Here is a 13,115-nt window from a genome sequence, read left to right on the forward strand (position 1 = left end):
CCGTGCGCAGCAGCGGGTCGAGCGAGCCGGGACGCGGCTGCCTGCGCGTCTACCTGGGCGCTGCGCCCGGAGTCGGGAAGACCTACGCGATGCTCGACGAGGGCGCGAGGCGTGCGGCGCGGGGCACCGACGTCGTCGTCGGCGTCGTCGAGACGCACGGCCGACTGCGCACCGCGGAGCAGCTGGGCGACCTCGAGGTCGTGCCGCGACGCAGCGTCGAGCACGGTCGGACCACCCTCACCGAGCTCGACGTCGACGCCGTGCTCGCCCGCGCGCCGCAGGTGTGCCTGGTCGACGAGCTCGCCCACACCAACGCGCCCGGCTCCCGGAACACCAAGCGCTGGCAGGACGTGGAGGAGCTGCTCGAGGCCGGCATCGACGTCGTCACCACGGTGAACGTGCAGCACCTGGAGTCGCTCAACGACGTGACCGAGGCGATCACCGGTGTCCGGCAGCGCGAGACCGTGCCCGACTCGTTCGTCCGTGCGGCGGAGGCCATCGAGCTGGTCGACATGAGCCCGTCGGCCCTGCGACGCCGGCTCGCGCACGGCAACGTGTACCCCGCCGACCGCGTCGACGCGGCCCTGTCGCAGTTCTTCCGCGAGGGGAACCTGGCGGCGCTGCGCGAGCTGGCGCTGCTGTGGCTCGCGGAGCGGGTCGACGAGGGGCTGGAGCGCTACAGGGAGCGGCACGAGATCGACGCGACCTGGGCCACGCGCGAGCGGATCGTCGTCGGCGTCACGGGCGGGCCGGAGTCGGAGTCGCTCCTGCGCCGCGCCGCGCGCATCGCGTCGCGAGGGACCGCGGCCGAGGGCGGTGCGCCGTGGTCGGCGCTGTACGTCTCGCGTGGCGACGGGCTGCGCCAGACCGGACCGGCCCGGCTGGAGGAGCTGCGACGGACGGTGCAGGACCTCGGTGGGTCCTTCCACACCGCGGTCGGCGACGACGCCGCGACCGCGATCCTCGACTTCGCCCGCGGTCGCAACGCCACCCAGGTGCTGATCGGCGCGAGCCGTCGCGGTCGCCTCTCCACCCTGCTGCGGCCGGGCATCGGGGAGACGATCGTGACCGAGTCCGGCGACATCGACGTGCACATCGTCACGCACGACGAGGCGCGCCGCCGTGAGGCGCGGGTGCGCGAGCAGTCGGCCCTGGGGCACCGGCGCACGCTCGCCGGGTTCGTCGTCGGTGTGCTCGGGCCGTTCGCCCTGGCGGCGCTGCTCCTCGCCACGCCCGAGCTGCACGGCCTGCCCACGGAGGCCATGCTCTTCATGGTGCTCGTCGTCGGCACGGCGCTGCTCGGCGGGCTGCGTCCGGCCGTGGCCGCGTCGCTCGTCAGCGGCGGGGTGCTGAACTACTTCTTCACGCCTCCCGTCCGGACGCTGCGGATCGCCACGGGCGAGAACGCGGTCGCCGTGGTGCTCTTCGTCCTCGTCGGCATCTCGGTGGCCCTCGTCGTCGACCGGGCGGCGCGGCTCGCGCTGCTGGCGAGGCGAGCCCGCGAGGAGGCCGCCACGTTGAGCGTCCTGGCCCACCAGCTCGTCCATGCGGGCCAGGACCTGGACCGGCTGCTGCGCACGACGGTCGAGCTGGTCGACGTCGACGGCGTGGTCCTGCGCTCGGTCGACGGCACGGTCCTGGGGCGCCACGGCGAGCTCGTCGGCACGGAGACGGTGGTCCCGGTGGGGACCGACCACGAGCTGGTCCTCGTCGGGGACGGCGCGCCGGGCGGTGACGACGCCCTGCTGGCCGCCGTCGTCGCCCACGTCACCGTGCTGCTGGAGCGTCGCGCGGCCTCGGCCGTGAAGGCCGAGCAACGGGTGCTGGCCGAGGGGGAGCGGACCAGGACGGCGCTGCTGGCGGCGGTCTCGCACGACCTGCGCACGCCGCTGGCCGCCGTCAAGGCGGCGGTGAGCAGCCTGCGCGACCCCGGCGTCCCCTGGTCCGACCAGGACCGGGCGGACCTCCTGGAGACGATCGAGGACGGCGCGGACCGCCTCGACGCCCTCGTCGTCGACCTGCTCGACATGAGTCGGCTCCAGACCGGTGCCGTGGTGGCCCGCACCGACCCGGTCGACGTCGGCGCGGTCGTGCAGCGGGTCGTGACCGGTGCCGGGGTCGAGGTGGAAGTCCCCGACGACCTCCCGGAGGCGCGGGCCGACGCCGCCCTGCTGGAGCGTGTGCTGGCCAACATCGTCGAGAACGCGCTCAAGCACGCGGACGGGGCGACGGTGCGGGTCGACGCCACCGCGGTCGGCGGTCGGGTGGTGGTGCGCGTCGTGGACCGTGGTCCCGGCGTGCCCGAGCAACGTCGCGACGAGATGTTCGCGCCGTTCCAGCGTCTCGGCGACGTGCCCCGCGGCTCCGGCGTCGGGCTCGGCCTCGCCGTCGCGCGGGGCCTCACCGAGGCCATGGCCGGCACCCTCACGGCCGAGGACACCCCCGGTGGTGGTCTCACGCTCGTCGTCGAGCTTCCGAGGGCGGCCTCGTGAGTCGCGTGACCCGTCCATACTGGGCGCATGCCGACCGACGTGGACCTCGACCGCACCGAGAAGGCGATGCTGGCGATCGGTGGCTCGGTCGGGCTGTCGGCGCTGCTCGCGCCCACGGTGCTGCAGCGGGTCTTCGGCATCCCGTCCGACCAGCTGACGGGAGCGGGCTCGGTCGGGTGGCGCCTGTTCGGGGCGCGCAACGTGTACCTCTGCGCGAGGGCGCTCACCGGTCACCCCGACGGGCTCGCCGCGTTCGGGCCGTTGCAGGCCCTCGACCAGGCGGTCTTCTGGCACGCCTGGTCCACCCGGGCGGTGCCACGCCCGACCGCCCTGGCCGCTGCGCTGGCCTCCGCCTCCCTGGTGGCGCTCGACGTGCACCGGCGTCGGGGTGCGCGCTGAGCCGGCCCGTCGCCACGGTGGAGACGGAGGTGCACCGGTGACCGTCGTGCTCGCGGTCGACGACGACGCCGCGATCCTGCGCACCCTCGGCATCGCGATGCGGGCCCGCGGCTACGAGGTCGAGACCGTCGCGGACGGCAGGTCCGCGCTGCAGTCTCTCGCCGAACGGGTGCCCGACGTCGTGCTGCTCGACCTCGGCCTGCCCGACCTGGACGGGACGGAGGTGCTGCGCCGCATCCGCCAGACGTCGCAGGTGCCGGTCGTCGTGCTCTCGGCCCGCCACGAGTCCGACGACAAGGTCGAGGCGCTCGACCTCGGTGCCGACGACTACGTCACGAAGCCGTTCGGGATGGAGGAGCTCCTGGCGCGCGTCCGTGCCGCGGTGCGCCGGGCCCAGCCGACACCGGCCCCGGTGGTGAGGGTCGGTGACCTGGAGCTCGACGTCGAGGACCGCAGGGCTGCGCGTGCGGGTGAGACCGTCCACCTGACCCCGACCGAGTGGAAGATCGTCGAGGTGCTGGCTCGCGCGGAGGGGCGGCTCGTGCGCCAGAGCACGCTGCTGACCGAGGTGTGGGGCCCGTCGTACGAACGGGAGACCCACTACCTGCGGGTGTACCTCGCGCAGCTTCGCCGCAAGCTGGAGGACGACCCGGCCCATCCCCGGATGCTGATCACGGACCCGGGGCTCGGCTACCGTCTGCTCTCGGACCTGTCCTGACGCGATCTTGACGCCCCGCCCGCTGGAGCCTTGACGCCGCTCGGGAGCAGGATCGAGTCATGATCTCGACAGCGCACCAGCACTCCGTCCACACCTCGCCGAGCGAGCCGCGCCCGCCCCGGTCGTTCCACGAGAGCCTCGAGCTGTTCGGTGGCGCGTGGCTGGCCGCAGCGGTCACCACCGCCGTCGGCGGGGTGGCGCTGCTCGCACGTTTCGCGGCCTGAGGCCTCAGGCGGCCAGCACCCTCGCGACGTCCAGCGCCTCGAGGTCGAGCGCGTCGGCCACCGGGCGGTTGTAGAGCCGGCCGGCGTGCGCGTTCAGCCCGAGGGCCAGGGCGGGGTCGGCGGCCAGCGCCGCCTGCCAGCCGTGGTCGGCGAGCGCCAGGGCGTAGGGCATCGTGACGTTGGTCAGCGCGTACGTGGAGGTCCGCGGCACGGAGCCCGGCATGTTCGCCACGCAGTAGAAGACCGAGTCGTGGACCCGGAACGTCGGCGCGTCGTGGGTGGTGGGGCGCGAGTCCTCGAAGCAGCCGCCCTGGTCGATCGCGATGTCGACCAGCACGGAGCCGGGCCGCATGGCCGCGACCAGGTCGTTGCTCACCAACGTGGGAGCCTTCGCTCCCGGCAGCAGCACGGCGCCGATGACGAGGTCGGACGAGGTGACCGTCCGCTCGATCTCGGCGGCGTTGGAGTGCACCGTGCGCACCCGGCCGGCGAACCGTGCGTCCAGCTCGCGCAGCCGCGGCACGCTGAGGTCCAGGATCGTCACGTCGGCCCCCAGGCCGACGGCCATGGTGGCGGCGTGCTCGCCGGAGACGCCACCACCGATGACGGTGACGGCCGCGGGCAGGGTGCCGGGGACGCCGCCCATGAGCACGCCGCGCCCGCCGTCCTGGCGCATCAGGTGGTACGCGCCGACCTGGGTGGCGAGGCGGCCGGCCACCTCCGACATGGGCGCGAGGAGCGGGAGGGAGCGGTCGGCGCGCTGCACGGTCTCGTAGGCGATCGCGGTGGTGCCGCTGTCGAGCACCGCGCGGGTGCACGCCGGGTCGGCGGCGAGGTGCAGGTAGGTGAACAGCACCTGGCCCTCCCGCATGCGGTGCCACTCCGGCTCGATCGGCTCCTTGACCTTCATGACCATGTCGGTGGTGCCCCACACCTCGTCGGGGTCGTCCAGCACGGAGGCGCCGGCGGCCCGGTACTCCTCGTCGGGCATCGAGGAGCCGAGGCCGGCACCGGCCTGCACCACGACGTCGTGGCCGTGGGCGACCAGCTCGCGGACGCCCTCGGGCGTCATCGCGACGCGGTACTCGTGGTTCTTGATCTCCGTAGGAACGCCGATACGCATGGACCTATCGTGAACTTTCGACTCGAAAGACCGCAAGAAACCTGAAGATTATTCTGTAGAGTGCATCTCGTTCCGTGTGCTGACCGACTCCCAGTCCCGCGAGGTGGCGCCGTGCCGAAGGATGTTCGACCACTCGACGACGTCGACCGGCGGCTGGTCGCCCTGCTCCAGCAGGACGGCCGCCTCCCCAACAACGAGCTGGCCCGTCGGGTGGGCGTCGCGCCGTCGACGTGCCTGGGACGGGTGCGGTCGCTCGTGGAGCGCGGGGTGGTGCGCGGCGTCCACGCCGACGTCGACCCGGCGGTGCTCGGGCTCGAGATCCAGGCCATGATCGCGGTGTCCCTGACGCGCGACTCGCGCACGTCGCTGCCGGACTTCGCGCCCGTCATGGCGTCGCGGGCCTACGTGCTGAACACCTTCTACGTGTCCGGCTCCTACGACTACCTGCTCCACGTGGGGTGCGCGGACACCGAGGACCTGCGCGACATCGTCAACGAGGTGAGCGGCCTGCCGCAGGTCGCGGGCACCGAGACCCACCTGATCTTCGAGCACCGGGCGGGTCGGGCCGCCACCTCGGCGGCGCCCTGAGGCGTCAGTCGAGGTCGTCGGAACGGACGAGCCGTCGGCGCACCGAGAGCAGCTCGAGCTCGGGTCGGGAGGCGAGCATCCGCTCGGCCCGGTCGAGCACGGACTCGGCGTGCGACCGGTCGCCCGAGGTGAGTGCGACCCCGACGAGTGCGCGCCGGTAGAGGTCGAGGTGGCCGACCTCGGCCACGGAGACCTCGAGCGCACGTCGCAGCTCGTGGACCACGGGCCGCACCACGCCACGCTTGGCCTTGAGCGAGTGCACGTCGCCGAGCAGCAGCTCGGCCTCCAGCCAGCCCACCCACATGTGCGTCATCGCCCGGTCAGGCGCGCGAGGCCCGCAGCTCGTCGACGAGGGTCGGGCGTGACGGTGTCCAGCCGAGGCTTCGCGCCTTGGCGCCGTCGGCCTGCTGGTCGAGCAGGAGGGCGTCGCCGAAGGCCTCGCCGAGCCGCTCGTGGACCGTCTCGGTGGTGGTGCCCGCCACCGCGTCCGCGAGGGCCAGTCCGAGGTCGCGCACGCTGGGGGAGTGGCCGCTGACGCCGAGCAGGTGTCCGTGGCCCTCGCCGGAGGTGAGGACGAGTGCGTAGAGCTCGGCGAGGTCGTCGACGTGCACCGTGGCCCAGTGCTGCTCGCCGCTGCCGACGAGCTCGAGAGCGCCCTCGCCGGTGCGCTGGGCGTGGACGAGGAGCTGGGGGATGCCCTGGTCCGGTGCGTGGACGACGCCCGGCTCGACCACCGTGGCGCGCACGTCGGCATCCAGCAGCCGCTGCTCGCGCTCGCGTCGCCAGGCCGTCAGGGCGGGTGGGGCCGGAGGGGTCTGCTCGGTGATCGCGTCCCCATCGCCGTAGGTCCAGACCCCGCCGGTGTGCACGAAGGGCTTGGACGTCCCGCCGAACGCCGAGACCACTGCGTCGACGACCGCGTCGTCCAGGGCCGGCGACGTCGCGTCCCCCGGCGAGGCGGTGTGCACCGCACCGTCGTGCTCGCGCAGGGTCGCGGAGAGCCATGCGACGTCGGTGAGGTCGCCCTCGAGTGCGGTGGCACCCGCGGCCGCCACGGTCTCGGCCGACCCGGCGCTGCGCACGACGGCCGTGACGTCGTGGCCGTCGTCGACGAGGCGGCGCAGCACGGCGCCGCCGATGAACCCGGTTCCCCCGGTCAGCAGGATCTTCATGGAGGTGTCAACGCCGAGCCCGACGCGACTGTTCCGCGGCGTCGGTCAGCCGAGGATCTCCATGAGCCAGTGCTCCTTCTTCTTCGGCTTGCGGTACCGGTCGCCCCGATACTTGTCGTCCCTGTACTTGTCGTCCCGGTACCGGTCGTCGGGGCGCTCGTAGCCGAACGTGCGGTCGTCGTCGCGGTGCGCGACACGGGGCGCCGTCGTGGGAGCGGGAGCGGGGGCGATGTCGGTAGCGACGCGATCGAGGATCTTGTCGAGCTCGCCGCGGTCGAGCCACACGCCTCGGCACTCGGGGCAGTAGTCGATCTCGACGCCGGACCGCTCGCTCATGGTCAACGTGGCACCGTCAGTGGGGCACTTCATGGTGGAACCTCCTGCCGGGCACAACGTCCGGGAGGTGGTGTCGGTTCCCGTGCCCCTGCGTCCGACGAGACCGGGGAAAAGCGACGTGGCTCCGAGCGATGCTCGGAGCCACGTCGGTGGTACACCCCCTCGGACTCGAACCGAGAACCCAAGCTTTGGCACTCGGCGGGTCGCTGTCGGCGGCTTGAGCGGTCACGCTCCCTCTTTCCCTGGAGGTCGAACTTTCGCTCGGCGGTGGTCGTACAACTCGATAGCGCGCTCGGCGCAGAAGTACGCGACCATCGCCAGTTGCTGGATCCGGTCATCGGTTGAGCTGATGTGAGCTGCGAACGCCTCTTCGTCTTCCGTCGGTGTCAGTTCGACATTAGAGAAGCCGAGCATGGCCCACCGTCGCGCGTGAGCTAGGCCTGACATCACCTTCCACATCTGGAGCGGTCCGGGCAGATCAGTACCCATCGAGGCGACAACGCCGGGATCCTTGAGCAGACCCGTGATCTTGATCGGACGAAGAAGGTCCTTGGCTATGAGGTGATTCTCCGCGACGATCTCGTCAAAGCGCGACTTGATCACAGCGATGGACTTCGCCCGCCCAGGATCTACTTCAAGAATCATGGATCGCTCGTCGAGCATGTCTTGGAAGTTCCAGCGGACCGAGCGGGCTACTCGCTCACGAGAGTCGGCCGGACCAAGAATCCAGATCGCAGTGCTTCCTGCTTCCACAACTGCACGGGCAAGACTTGCCTCCGCGTAGGTGTGAATCTTGCCCGTCTCGATCCGCTTCTGAACCAACGCGTGAAAGTGGTCGACCGCTGCGTGAATCAGCGTCTGACAAGCGTGCGAAGTCTGGAACGGGTTGGACCGCCTGTCGTCCCTAGCCAACTGACTCCCCGCCTGGACGTCCCACGCTCCGCTGGTGTCTCCTCGCAGCTGGAACTCCTCGGCGCGTTTCCACAGGTAGCTCCACCGCAAGTGAAGCGCTTGCGACTCGGGATCGTTCGTCATGACGGCAGGATGCACTCACGAGGGTTCACGTCAGTTGAGATACACGGGTCGCCTGTGCGCCCCCGAGTGGCTGTTGCGGGCAAGAAGTCCCTCCCGCGGACGCGAACTCAGTCGTCCTAGCGAAACCGTCGGTCGTCAGCCCTATGCTCACCCCGTGCATGGCGAGCCGCCGCCTCACTGCCAACCCAGCACCGCGAAATCGCGCTGACGACATGCGCGCAGAAGCATGCCCGCACCGGCACCCCAAAGGCCGACGCACTCGCTGAGCCCCGTCTTCTGGCGCAGGGGAGGTCCGACCACTTGGCGCAACTGTGCGCCCAGATCCTCGGTGGCTTCCTTGCGCTCCCTGGCCAGCCTGCTCGCGTGGGTTAACTCGATGCCCCGCGAGCCGAAGCCGAGCCACTTCGCCTACTGGAACAACGGGATGTGGCTATGAAGTACGAGTCCCACTGGCATGGACCCGATCGCGACCGTCTGCTCATCTCCTTGCAGGGGCTCGCTGATGTCTTGGATGTCAACGTCACCCGCGCTTACCTGATCTCAGGTGCGCTCGATTGCCGGTACTACACCGAGGGCGGCCACCACTTTCGAGTGACGACCGCGTCAGTGCGTCGCTACCTCGCACTCCAGGCCGAGCATGGAGACGACGCACTTGAGATCCTCCGTCAGGAGAAGCAGTACGGGTGGTCTCCAACTCTTGAACGAGGGATTACCCCGCGGTCGTTTCAGCACCAGACGCGAAGGCGGCGCATAAGACGCTGTTGAGCGAAACGACGAGCTGAACGGGCCGACGCGTCCAACTGGCGGTTGGATCATCGCCGGTCCCGCAGCGCTCCCGACGCTACAGCGCGCGAGGAAGGGGGTCTGGCAGCCCTCAGGGCTGCCGGCGGGGCCCTCTGGCAGCCCTGAGCGGCACGCGACCGGGGTTCATGCCGCTAGATCGGCTACCAGGGCTCCCGGAGTGAACGCCGGGCAGTGCCCGGGTACTGCCTAGGAGGAGCGCAGCGTCTAGTTCTCGACGTGCAAGGAGAACCATGCCGCCGGTGCGTAGTGGTAGGTGTCTCGAGCGTTCTTGCTGCCGGACGTATGGCGCTCCACCTCCAAGACGCCGCTAGGTCTCACCGTCGCCGTGATGGCGGTGAACTCGGTTCCGTCGCTGAGCACGATGTAGTTTCTAGTAGCCATGCGGCAGGGTCGCACACCTTGCCCCCGCTTGACACCATGTGAACATCTTCGAGCGCGACTCAAGGCAACGGAAGTTCGAGGCGGAACGTTACGCCAGACGGACGCGGCGACGCTTACGGCGCGCGACATCCTCGCGCTTGATCGCCTTGCGGTTCTCGTCACGCACCGCGGCGAAGTACTTCTCAGGATCGGCGAGCATCTCGTCAACTCGGTGCTCCCGCAGCTTCCCTCGGATCGCCATCGTTCGCCCTCCTCGGCACTTACTTTCATCGTCCATTCTCTCACCCCCGCAGCGTGTAAGCCACGCCCAACAGGCGACCTACCAGCGTCAGCATCGCCACGTCGTCTTCGTCGATGTCAGCTGAGTCTGTGGAGTCGACCGACAACATCCCTGCCGGTTGTCCATGTATCGCACATGACACCGACAAGAACGCCACGTACTTGGCGGCCTTGCCGGTCGACCAGCCAGTCGGCGGCGTCGCTCCCACGTCGGGATTGAACAGGTACTCGCGCTCTCTGACCATGTGAAGAGCGTCGTCACCGATAGCGGAGCCCGCGAGGAAGTTGTACGTGCTCTTCTCTCGCCCCACCGTCTTCACGGCATACAGCCCCTCACCGTCATGCCCTTCCTCGCGGTACTCGTAGAAGGTCGCACGCATCCGCCCTTCGCCCGGGCCAGTCAGCTCGATCGCGGCGCCAAGAAGCATCGCGACCACTCCCTGGTAGTCGGCGTTGCGCTGCCGACCCTTCCGCGACTTCGCCATGTTCCCGAGCTCATCGACGCAGGCATCCAGCGCCGCCCCGAAATCCGTGCGCATCTTGGCGCGGAACTCGCGGAGGGTACCTGCTTGTCCGCGGTCCCGAAGCACCTGAATGCCTACTAGCACGATTGCGTTGAACGTTGCCCCGGCGAATAGTGCGTAGTCCCAACCTGACCAGTTGCCGGCTTCGAATTCGCGCGCGGCGAACATGCTCGAGACAACGCCACCCGCGACGAGCGCCAGGACGAGCGGCCAGTAGACCAGCCCTCTGATCTGTGCGACCCGGGACGCGAGCCAATAGCTGGCGCGCGTCACCTTCCCAGCAGCCATCGGAGCATCATGTCAGGCTCCACGGGTCGCGACCCGCACGCGGCCCGCACGTGGTGCATCCGCACCGCCACCGCAACCGGACGCCCCAATTGATGTTGCTAGCGTTGCCGCCAGCCTCGCCAAGTCCAGGTACCGCACGCGGTACCAGAACTTGTCACTTCACCCACTCGGCGATGTCGCCCTCGAGGTGTCCCCGGAATGCCTCCGTGTCCACGATCGGAACGAACCCCACGACGCGGCCAGAGCGTAGGTGCCCGGCACGTGCCTCGTCCGCGCCGGAGTCCCGGTGCAGGTTAACGACCTGAGCGCCCTCTAGGGCAGGCGAGTAGGTCGGCGACAACACGAACATCAGCGGGCCATCTTCACGCAAGAGCGCCGCGTTGGATCGAGAGAACAGCACTGCGCGAGCGTCATCCCAGGTGTCGAACGGTTGGTCAAGGATGGGCGTCTCGTCGCTCACTTGGCCCGAATAATAGGCGCCATCCCACGCCAGCACCACGCCATGTGTGTCGCAGACGACTATCGCGTAGCCATCGTCGGTCAGTCGGAGGATGCCGATGCTGTGCTCGAAAGCGACCTCGGTTCCCAGGCGGTCAGACAGATCCCTCATCTCGCGCAGGCTGATTCTCATGCGCAGACGGTACGCCGATGCGGGTGCACGCTCCGCAGCTCCCTTGGAGCGGACGCGACTGTCCATGTGTGAACGTTTGTGGGAACCCGGCTCCATATCGGCCGAAATGAAGAAACCCGGTGATGCCAGTCAATGCCTGGAATCACCGGGATTCTTGGGTGGTACACCCCCTCGGACTCGAACCGAGAACCCATTGATTAAGAGTCAATTGCTCTGCCAATTGAGCTAGAGGTGCGCGCGAGGAAGAACATTACCAGCCGTCCTCGGCGTGACGAAATCAGGGGCGACGGCCCAGCATCTCGAGCAGCGCGTGGGCGGCGTTGTGGCCTCCGATGCCGCTGACCGCGCCGCCTCGTCGTGCGCCGCTGCCGCACAGCAGCACCCGGTCGTGCGCCGTCGCCACGCCCCACCGCTGCGCCGGGGAGTCCGCCGGCTCGTCGTCCTCGAGCCACGGCCAGGCGAGGTCGCCGTGGAAGATGTGCCCGCCCGGCATCGCGAGCGCGGCCTCGACGTCGGCCGGGGTCTTCACCTCGACGCCCAGGACCAGCGGCTCCAGCGGCTCGGCCAGGTGGGCGTCGATCGCGGTCAGGAACCGGCGGTACTCGCGCTCGGCCGCGCCGTCGTCGAGCAGGTTCTCGTAGGGCGTGTGCAGCCCGAAGTAGGTGAGCGTCTGGGCCTCGGACGCGGCGAGCTCGGGGCCGAGGATCGAACGGTCGGTGAGCGTGTGGCAGTAGAGCTCGCCGGACGCGAACGGCTGCTCGCCGTGCGACGCCGCGACGTGCAGCGCCTCCACCTGGCTCATGGCCTCGTCGACGTGGAACGTCCCGGCGAACGCGACGCGCGGGTCGTCGCCGGAGCGCAGGCGGGGGAGGCGCGAGACGAGCAGGTTGATCTTGAGCTGGGACCCGCTCGGTCGGGTCACGCCGGCCTGGTCGCCGGGCCACATCGCTGCGTCCAACGCGTAGGGGGCGATGCCGCTGACCGCGTAGGCCGCATCGACCTGCAGGTGACCTTCGCCCTCGAGGGCGTCGACGACGACACCGGCCTCCTCGCCGGGATCCCCGCAGTCGCACGCTTCGCGCTCCTCGATCTGCTCGACCCCGGTCACCTCGACGCCCGTGAGGATCCGCACCCCCGCCTCCCGGGCCACCCGCTCGAGCTCTCCCGTCACGGCACCCATGCCGCCGACTGGGACGCGCCACTCGCCCGTTCCGTTGCCCACCAGGTGGTATAGGAAGCAGCGGTTCTGCGCGAGCGACGGGTCGTGCAGCGACGCGAACGTGCCGATGAGCCCGTCGGTGCCCACGACGCCGCGCACGAGGTCGTCGTCGAAGCGACGCTCGAGCGCGACCCCGAGCGGCTGCTCGACCACGTCGGTCCAGATCTGCTGGTCGACGACCGGACCGAGGTCGGCGCGCCGGGGGAGGGGCCGCAGGAAGGTCGGGGCCACGGCTTCGGCCAGCACCGCCACCTCGCCGTAGAACGCCTGCCACGCCTCGAAGGCGTCGTCGGAGCCGGTCAGCCTGCGGAACGAGGCACGCGTGGCGTCGCCCTCGCCGGTCTCGACCAGCAGTCCCCGGGCCTCGCCGTCGCGCTCGTACGGCGTGTACGACGCGGTGTCGCGCGAGCGCAGCTCCAGCCGCAGGCCCAGGTCGTCGACGAGCGCCTGCGGCATGAGGCTGACGAGGTAGGAGTACCGCGACAGGCGGGCGTCGTGCTCGGGAAACGTCTGCGCGCTGACCGCCGCGCCGCCCACGTCGTCGAGACGCTCGAGCAGCACCACATCGAGCCCGGCGCGGGCCAGGTACGTCGCCGCGACGAGGGCATTGTGCCCGCCGCCGACGATCACGACCTCGCAGGAGATCGAGCGGCTCGGCTCCCTCTCGCCGCCGGCCACGACGGTCACGTCGCCCTGCTGGAAGATCACACGCTCACCGGTGTCCGTGACGCGGCCATGGTCGGGCGCGGGGACGCGTCTGCGGCGTTCCCTCCGCCCCGCCACGACGGCTCCCAGGACGACGGCGCCCAGCACGATCCAGACCATGGCAGGACGGTACGGGACCCCGGGGCTCGAGAAGTGTCGAGATGCTTCGCGGCCCGGGATCCCGCTTGCTCTAGCGA

14 protein-coding genes and 1 tRNA gene are annotated in these 13,115 nt (G+C 70.1%); 5 read left to right on the forward strand and 10 right to left on the reverse strand.

Going from position 1 to position 13,115, the window contains the following annotated elements:
* The first annotated feature begins 2 nt into the window (after window positions 1–2).
* The 4 genes from NBW76_RS06865 to NBW76_RS06880 are packed head-to-tail and all read left to right on the forward strand — an operon-like array spanning window position 3 to window position 3,833.
* The gene (locus tag NBW76_RS06865) at window positions 3–2,492 is read left to right on the forward strand and encodes an ATP-binding protein (protein ID WP_250246823.1); all 2,490 of its coding nucleotides are present in this window, start codon (window positions 3–5) and stop codon (window positions 2,490–2,492) included.
* A 27-nt stretch (window positions 2,493–2,519) separates the two neighbouring features.
* Window positions 2,520–2,891 (forward strand): hypothetical protein, encoded by a 372-nt coding sequence (locus tag NBW76_RS06870; RefSeq protein WP_056553152.1) that lies wholly within the window; start codon window positions 2,520–2,522, stop codon window positions 2,889–2,891.
* A 37-nt stretch (window positions 2,892–2,928) separates the two neighbouring features.
* Window positions 2,929–3,609 (forward strand): response regulator, encoded by a 681-nt coding sequence (locus NBW76_RS06875; RefSeq protein ID WP_056553148.1) that lies wholly within the window; start codon window positions 2,929–2,931, stop codon window positions 3,607–3,609.
* Between the two features lie 59 nt (window positions 3,610–3,668).
* Window positions 3,669–3,833 carry a hypothetical protein gene (locus tag NBW76_RS06880; RefSeq protein WP_156364708.1) on the forward strand — a complete coding sequence of 55 codons (165 nt, stop codon included), beginning with the start codon at window positions 3,669–3,671 and terminating at the stop codon, window positions 3,831–3,833.
* Window positions 3,834–3,837: 4 nt separating this feature from the next.
* On the opposite strand, the gene ald is transcribed toward NBW76_RS06880, so the two are convergent.
* Window positions 3,838–4,956, reverse strand: a complete 1,119-nt coding sequence (ald, locus tag NBW76_RS06885) for an alanine dehydrogenase (RefSeq protein ID WP_056553145.1) — start codon at window positions 4,954–4,956, stop codon at window positions 3,838–3,840.
* A 111-nt stretch (window positions 4,957–5,067) separates the two neighbouring features.
* On the opposite strand from ald, the gene NBW76_RS06890 reads away from it, so the two are divergent.
* Window positions 5,068–5,544 carry an Lrp/AsnC family transcriptional regulator gene (locus NBW76_RS06890; RefSeq protein ID WP_056580318.1) on the forward strand — a complete coding sequence of 159 codons (477 nt, stop codon included), beginning with the start codon at window positions 5,068–5,070 and terminating at the stop codon, window positions 5,542–5,544.
* A gap of 4 nt (window positions 5,545–5,548) precedes the next feature.
* On the opposite strand, the gene NBW76_RS06895 is transcribed toward NBW76_RS06890, so the two are convergent.
* From NBW76_RS06895 to NBW76_RS06935, 9 genes are all read right to left on the reverse strand, one after another.
* Window positions 5,549–5,857, reverse strand: coding sequence for a DUF503 domain-containing protein (locus NBW76_RS06895; RefSeq protein ID WP_235492901.1), 309 nt, complete (start codon window positions 5,855–5,857; stop codon window positions 5,549–5,551).
* Between the two features lie 7 nt (window positions 5,858–5,864).
* Window positions 5,865–6,716, reverse strand: coding sequence for an NAD-dependent epimerase/dehydratase family protein (locus tag NBW76_RS06900; protein WP_056553138.1), 852 nt, complete (start codon window positions 6,714–6,716; stop codon window positions 5,865–5,867).
* Window positions 6,717–6,761: 45 nt separating this feature from the next.
* Window positions 6,762–7,085 (reverse strand): zf-TFIIB domain-containing protein, encoded by a 324-nt coding sequence (locus tag NBW76_RS06905; protein ID WP_056553136.1) that lies wholly within the window; start codon window positions 7,083–7,085, stop codon window positions 6,762–6,764.
* A 192-nt stretch (window positions 7,086–7,277) separates the two neighbouring features.
* Entirely contained in the window at window positions 7,278–8,087 is an 810-nt protein-coding gene (locus NBW76_RS06910; RefSeq protein ID WP_056553133.1) for a hypothetical protein, read from the reverse strand.
* A 1,273-nt stretch (window positions 8,088–9,360) separates the two neighbouring features.
* Window positions 9,361–9,513, reverse strand: coding sequence for a hypothetical protein (locus NBW76_RS06915; protein WP_156364707.1), 153 nt, complete (start codon window positions 9,511–9,513; stop codon window positions 9,361–9,363).
* A gap of 40 nt (window positions 9,514–9,553) precedes the next feature.
* The gene (locus tag NBW76_RS06920; protein ID WP_056553130.1) at window positions 9,554–10,363 is read right to left on the reverse strand and encodes a GAF domain-containing protein; all 810 of its coding nucleotides are present in this window, start codon (window positions 10,361–10,363) and stop codon (window positions 9,554–9,556) included.
* A gap of 154 nt (window positions 10,364–10,517) precedes the next feature.
* A complete protein-coding gene (locus NBW76_RS06925; RefSeq protein ID WP_056553127.1) occupies window positions 10,518–10,994 on the reverse strand; it encodes a hypothetical protein in 477 nt (158 codons plus the stop codon).
* Between the two features lie 159 nt (window positions 10,995–11,153).
* Window positions 11,154–11,229, reverse strand: a tRNA-Lys gene (locus NBW76_RS06930).
* Between the two features lie 42 nt (window positions 11,230–11,271).
* Window positions 11,272–13,038, reverse strand: coding sequence for an NAD(P)/FAD-dependent oxidoreductase (locus NBW76_RS06935; protein ID WP_082481727.1), 1,767 nt, complete (start codon window positions 13,036–13,038; stop codon window positions 11,272–11,274).
* Window positions 13,039–13,115 lie beyond the last annotated feature (77 nt).

Origin of the sequence: Aeromicrobium sp. Leaf245, from assembly GCF_942548115.1 — a bacterium.
Taxonomy (GTDB): Bacteria; Actinomycetota; Actinomycetes; order Propionibacteriales; family Nocardioidaceae; genus Aeromicrobium.

What these genes read in the sequence shown, in the direction of transcription:
- NBW76_RS06870 (WP_056553152.1), top strand. Translation starts at nt 2,520, where the DNA reads ATGCCGACCGACGTGGACCTCGACCGCACCGAGAAGGCGATGCTGGCG.
- NBW76_RS06880 (WP_156364708.1), top strand. Translation starts at nt 3,669, where the DNA reads ATGATCTCGACAGCGCACCAGCACTCCGTCCACACCTCGCCGAGCGAG.
- ald (WP_056553145.1), bottom strand. Translation starts at nt 4,956, where the DNA reads ATGCGTATCGGCGTTCCTACGGAGATCAAGAACCACGAGTACCGCGTC.
- NBW76_RS06895 (WP_235492901.1), bottom strand. Translation starts at nt 5,857, where the DNA reads ATGACGCACATGTGGGTGGGCTGGCTGGAGGCCGAGCTGCTGCTCGGC.
- NBW76_RS06900 (WP_056553138.1), bottom strand. Translation starts at nt 6,716, where the DNA reads ATGAAGATCCTGCTGACCGGGGGAACCGGGTTCATCGGCGGCGCCGTG.
- NBW76_RS06905 (WP_056553136.1), bottom strand. Translation starts at nt 7,085, where the DNA reads ATGAAGTGCCCCACTGACGGTGCCACGTTGACCATGAGCGAGCGGTCC.
- NBW76_RS06910 (WP_056553133.1), bottom strand. Translation starts at nt 8,087, where the DNA reads ATGACGAACGATCCCGAGTCGCAAGCGCTTCACTTGCGGTGGAGCTAC.
- NBW76_RS06915 (WP_156364707.1), bottom strand. Translation starts at nt 9,513, where the DNA reads ATGGCGATCCGAGGGAAGCTGCGGGAGCACCGAGTTGACGAGATGCTC.
- NBW76_RS06920 (WP_056553130.1), bottom strand. Translation starts at nt 10,363, where the DNA reads ATGGCTGCTGGGAAGGTGACGCGCGCCAGCTATTGGCTCGCGTCCCGG.
- NBW76_RS06925 (WP_056553127.1), bottom strand. Translation starts at nt 10,994, where the DNA reads ATGAGAATCAGCCTGCGCGAGATGAGGGATCTGTCTGACCGCCTGGGA.
- NBW76_RS06935 (WP_082481727.1), bottom strand. Translation starts at nt 13,038, where the DNA reads ATGGTCTGGATCGTGCTGGGCGCCGTCGTCCTGGGAGCCGTCGTGGCG.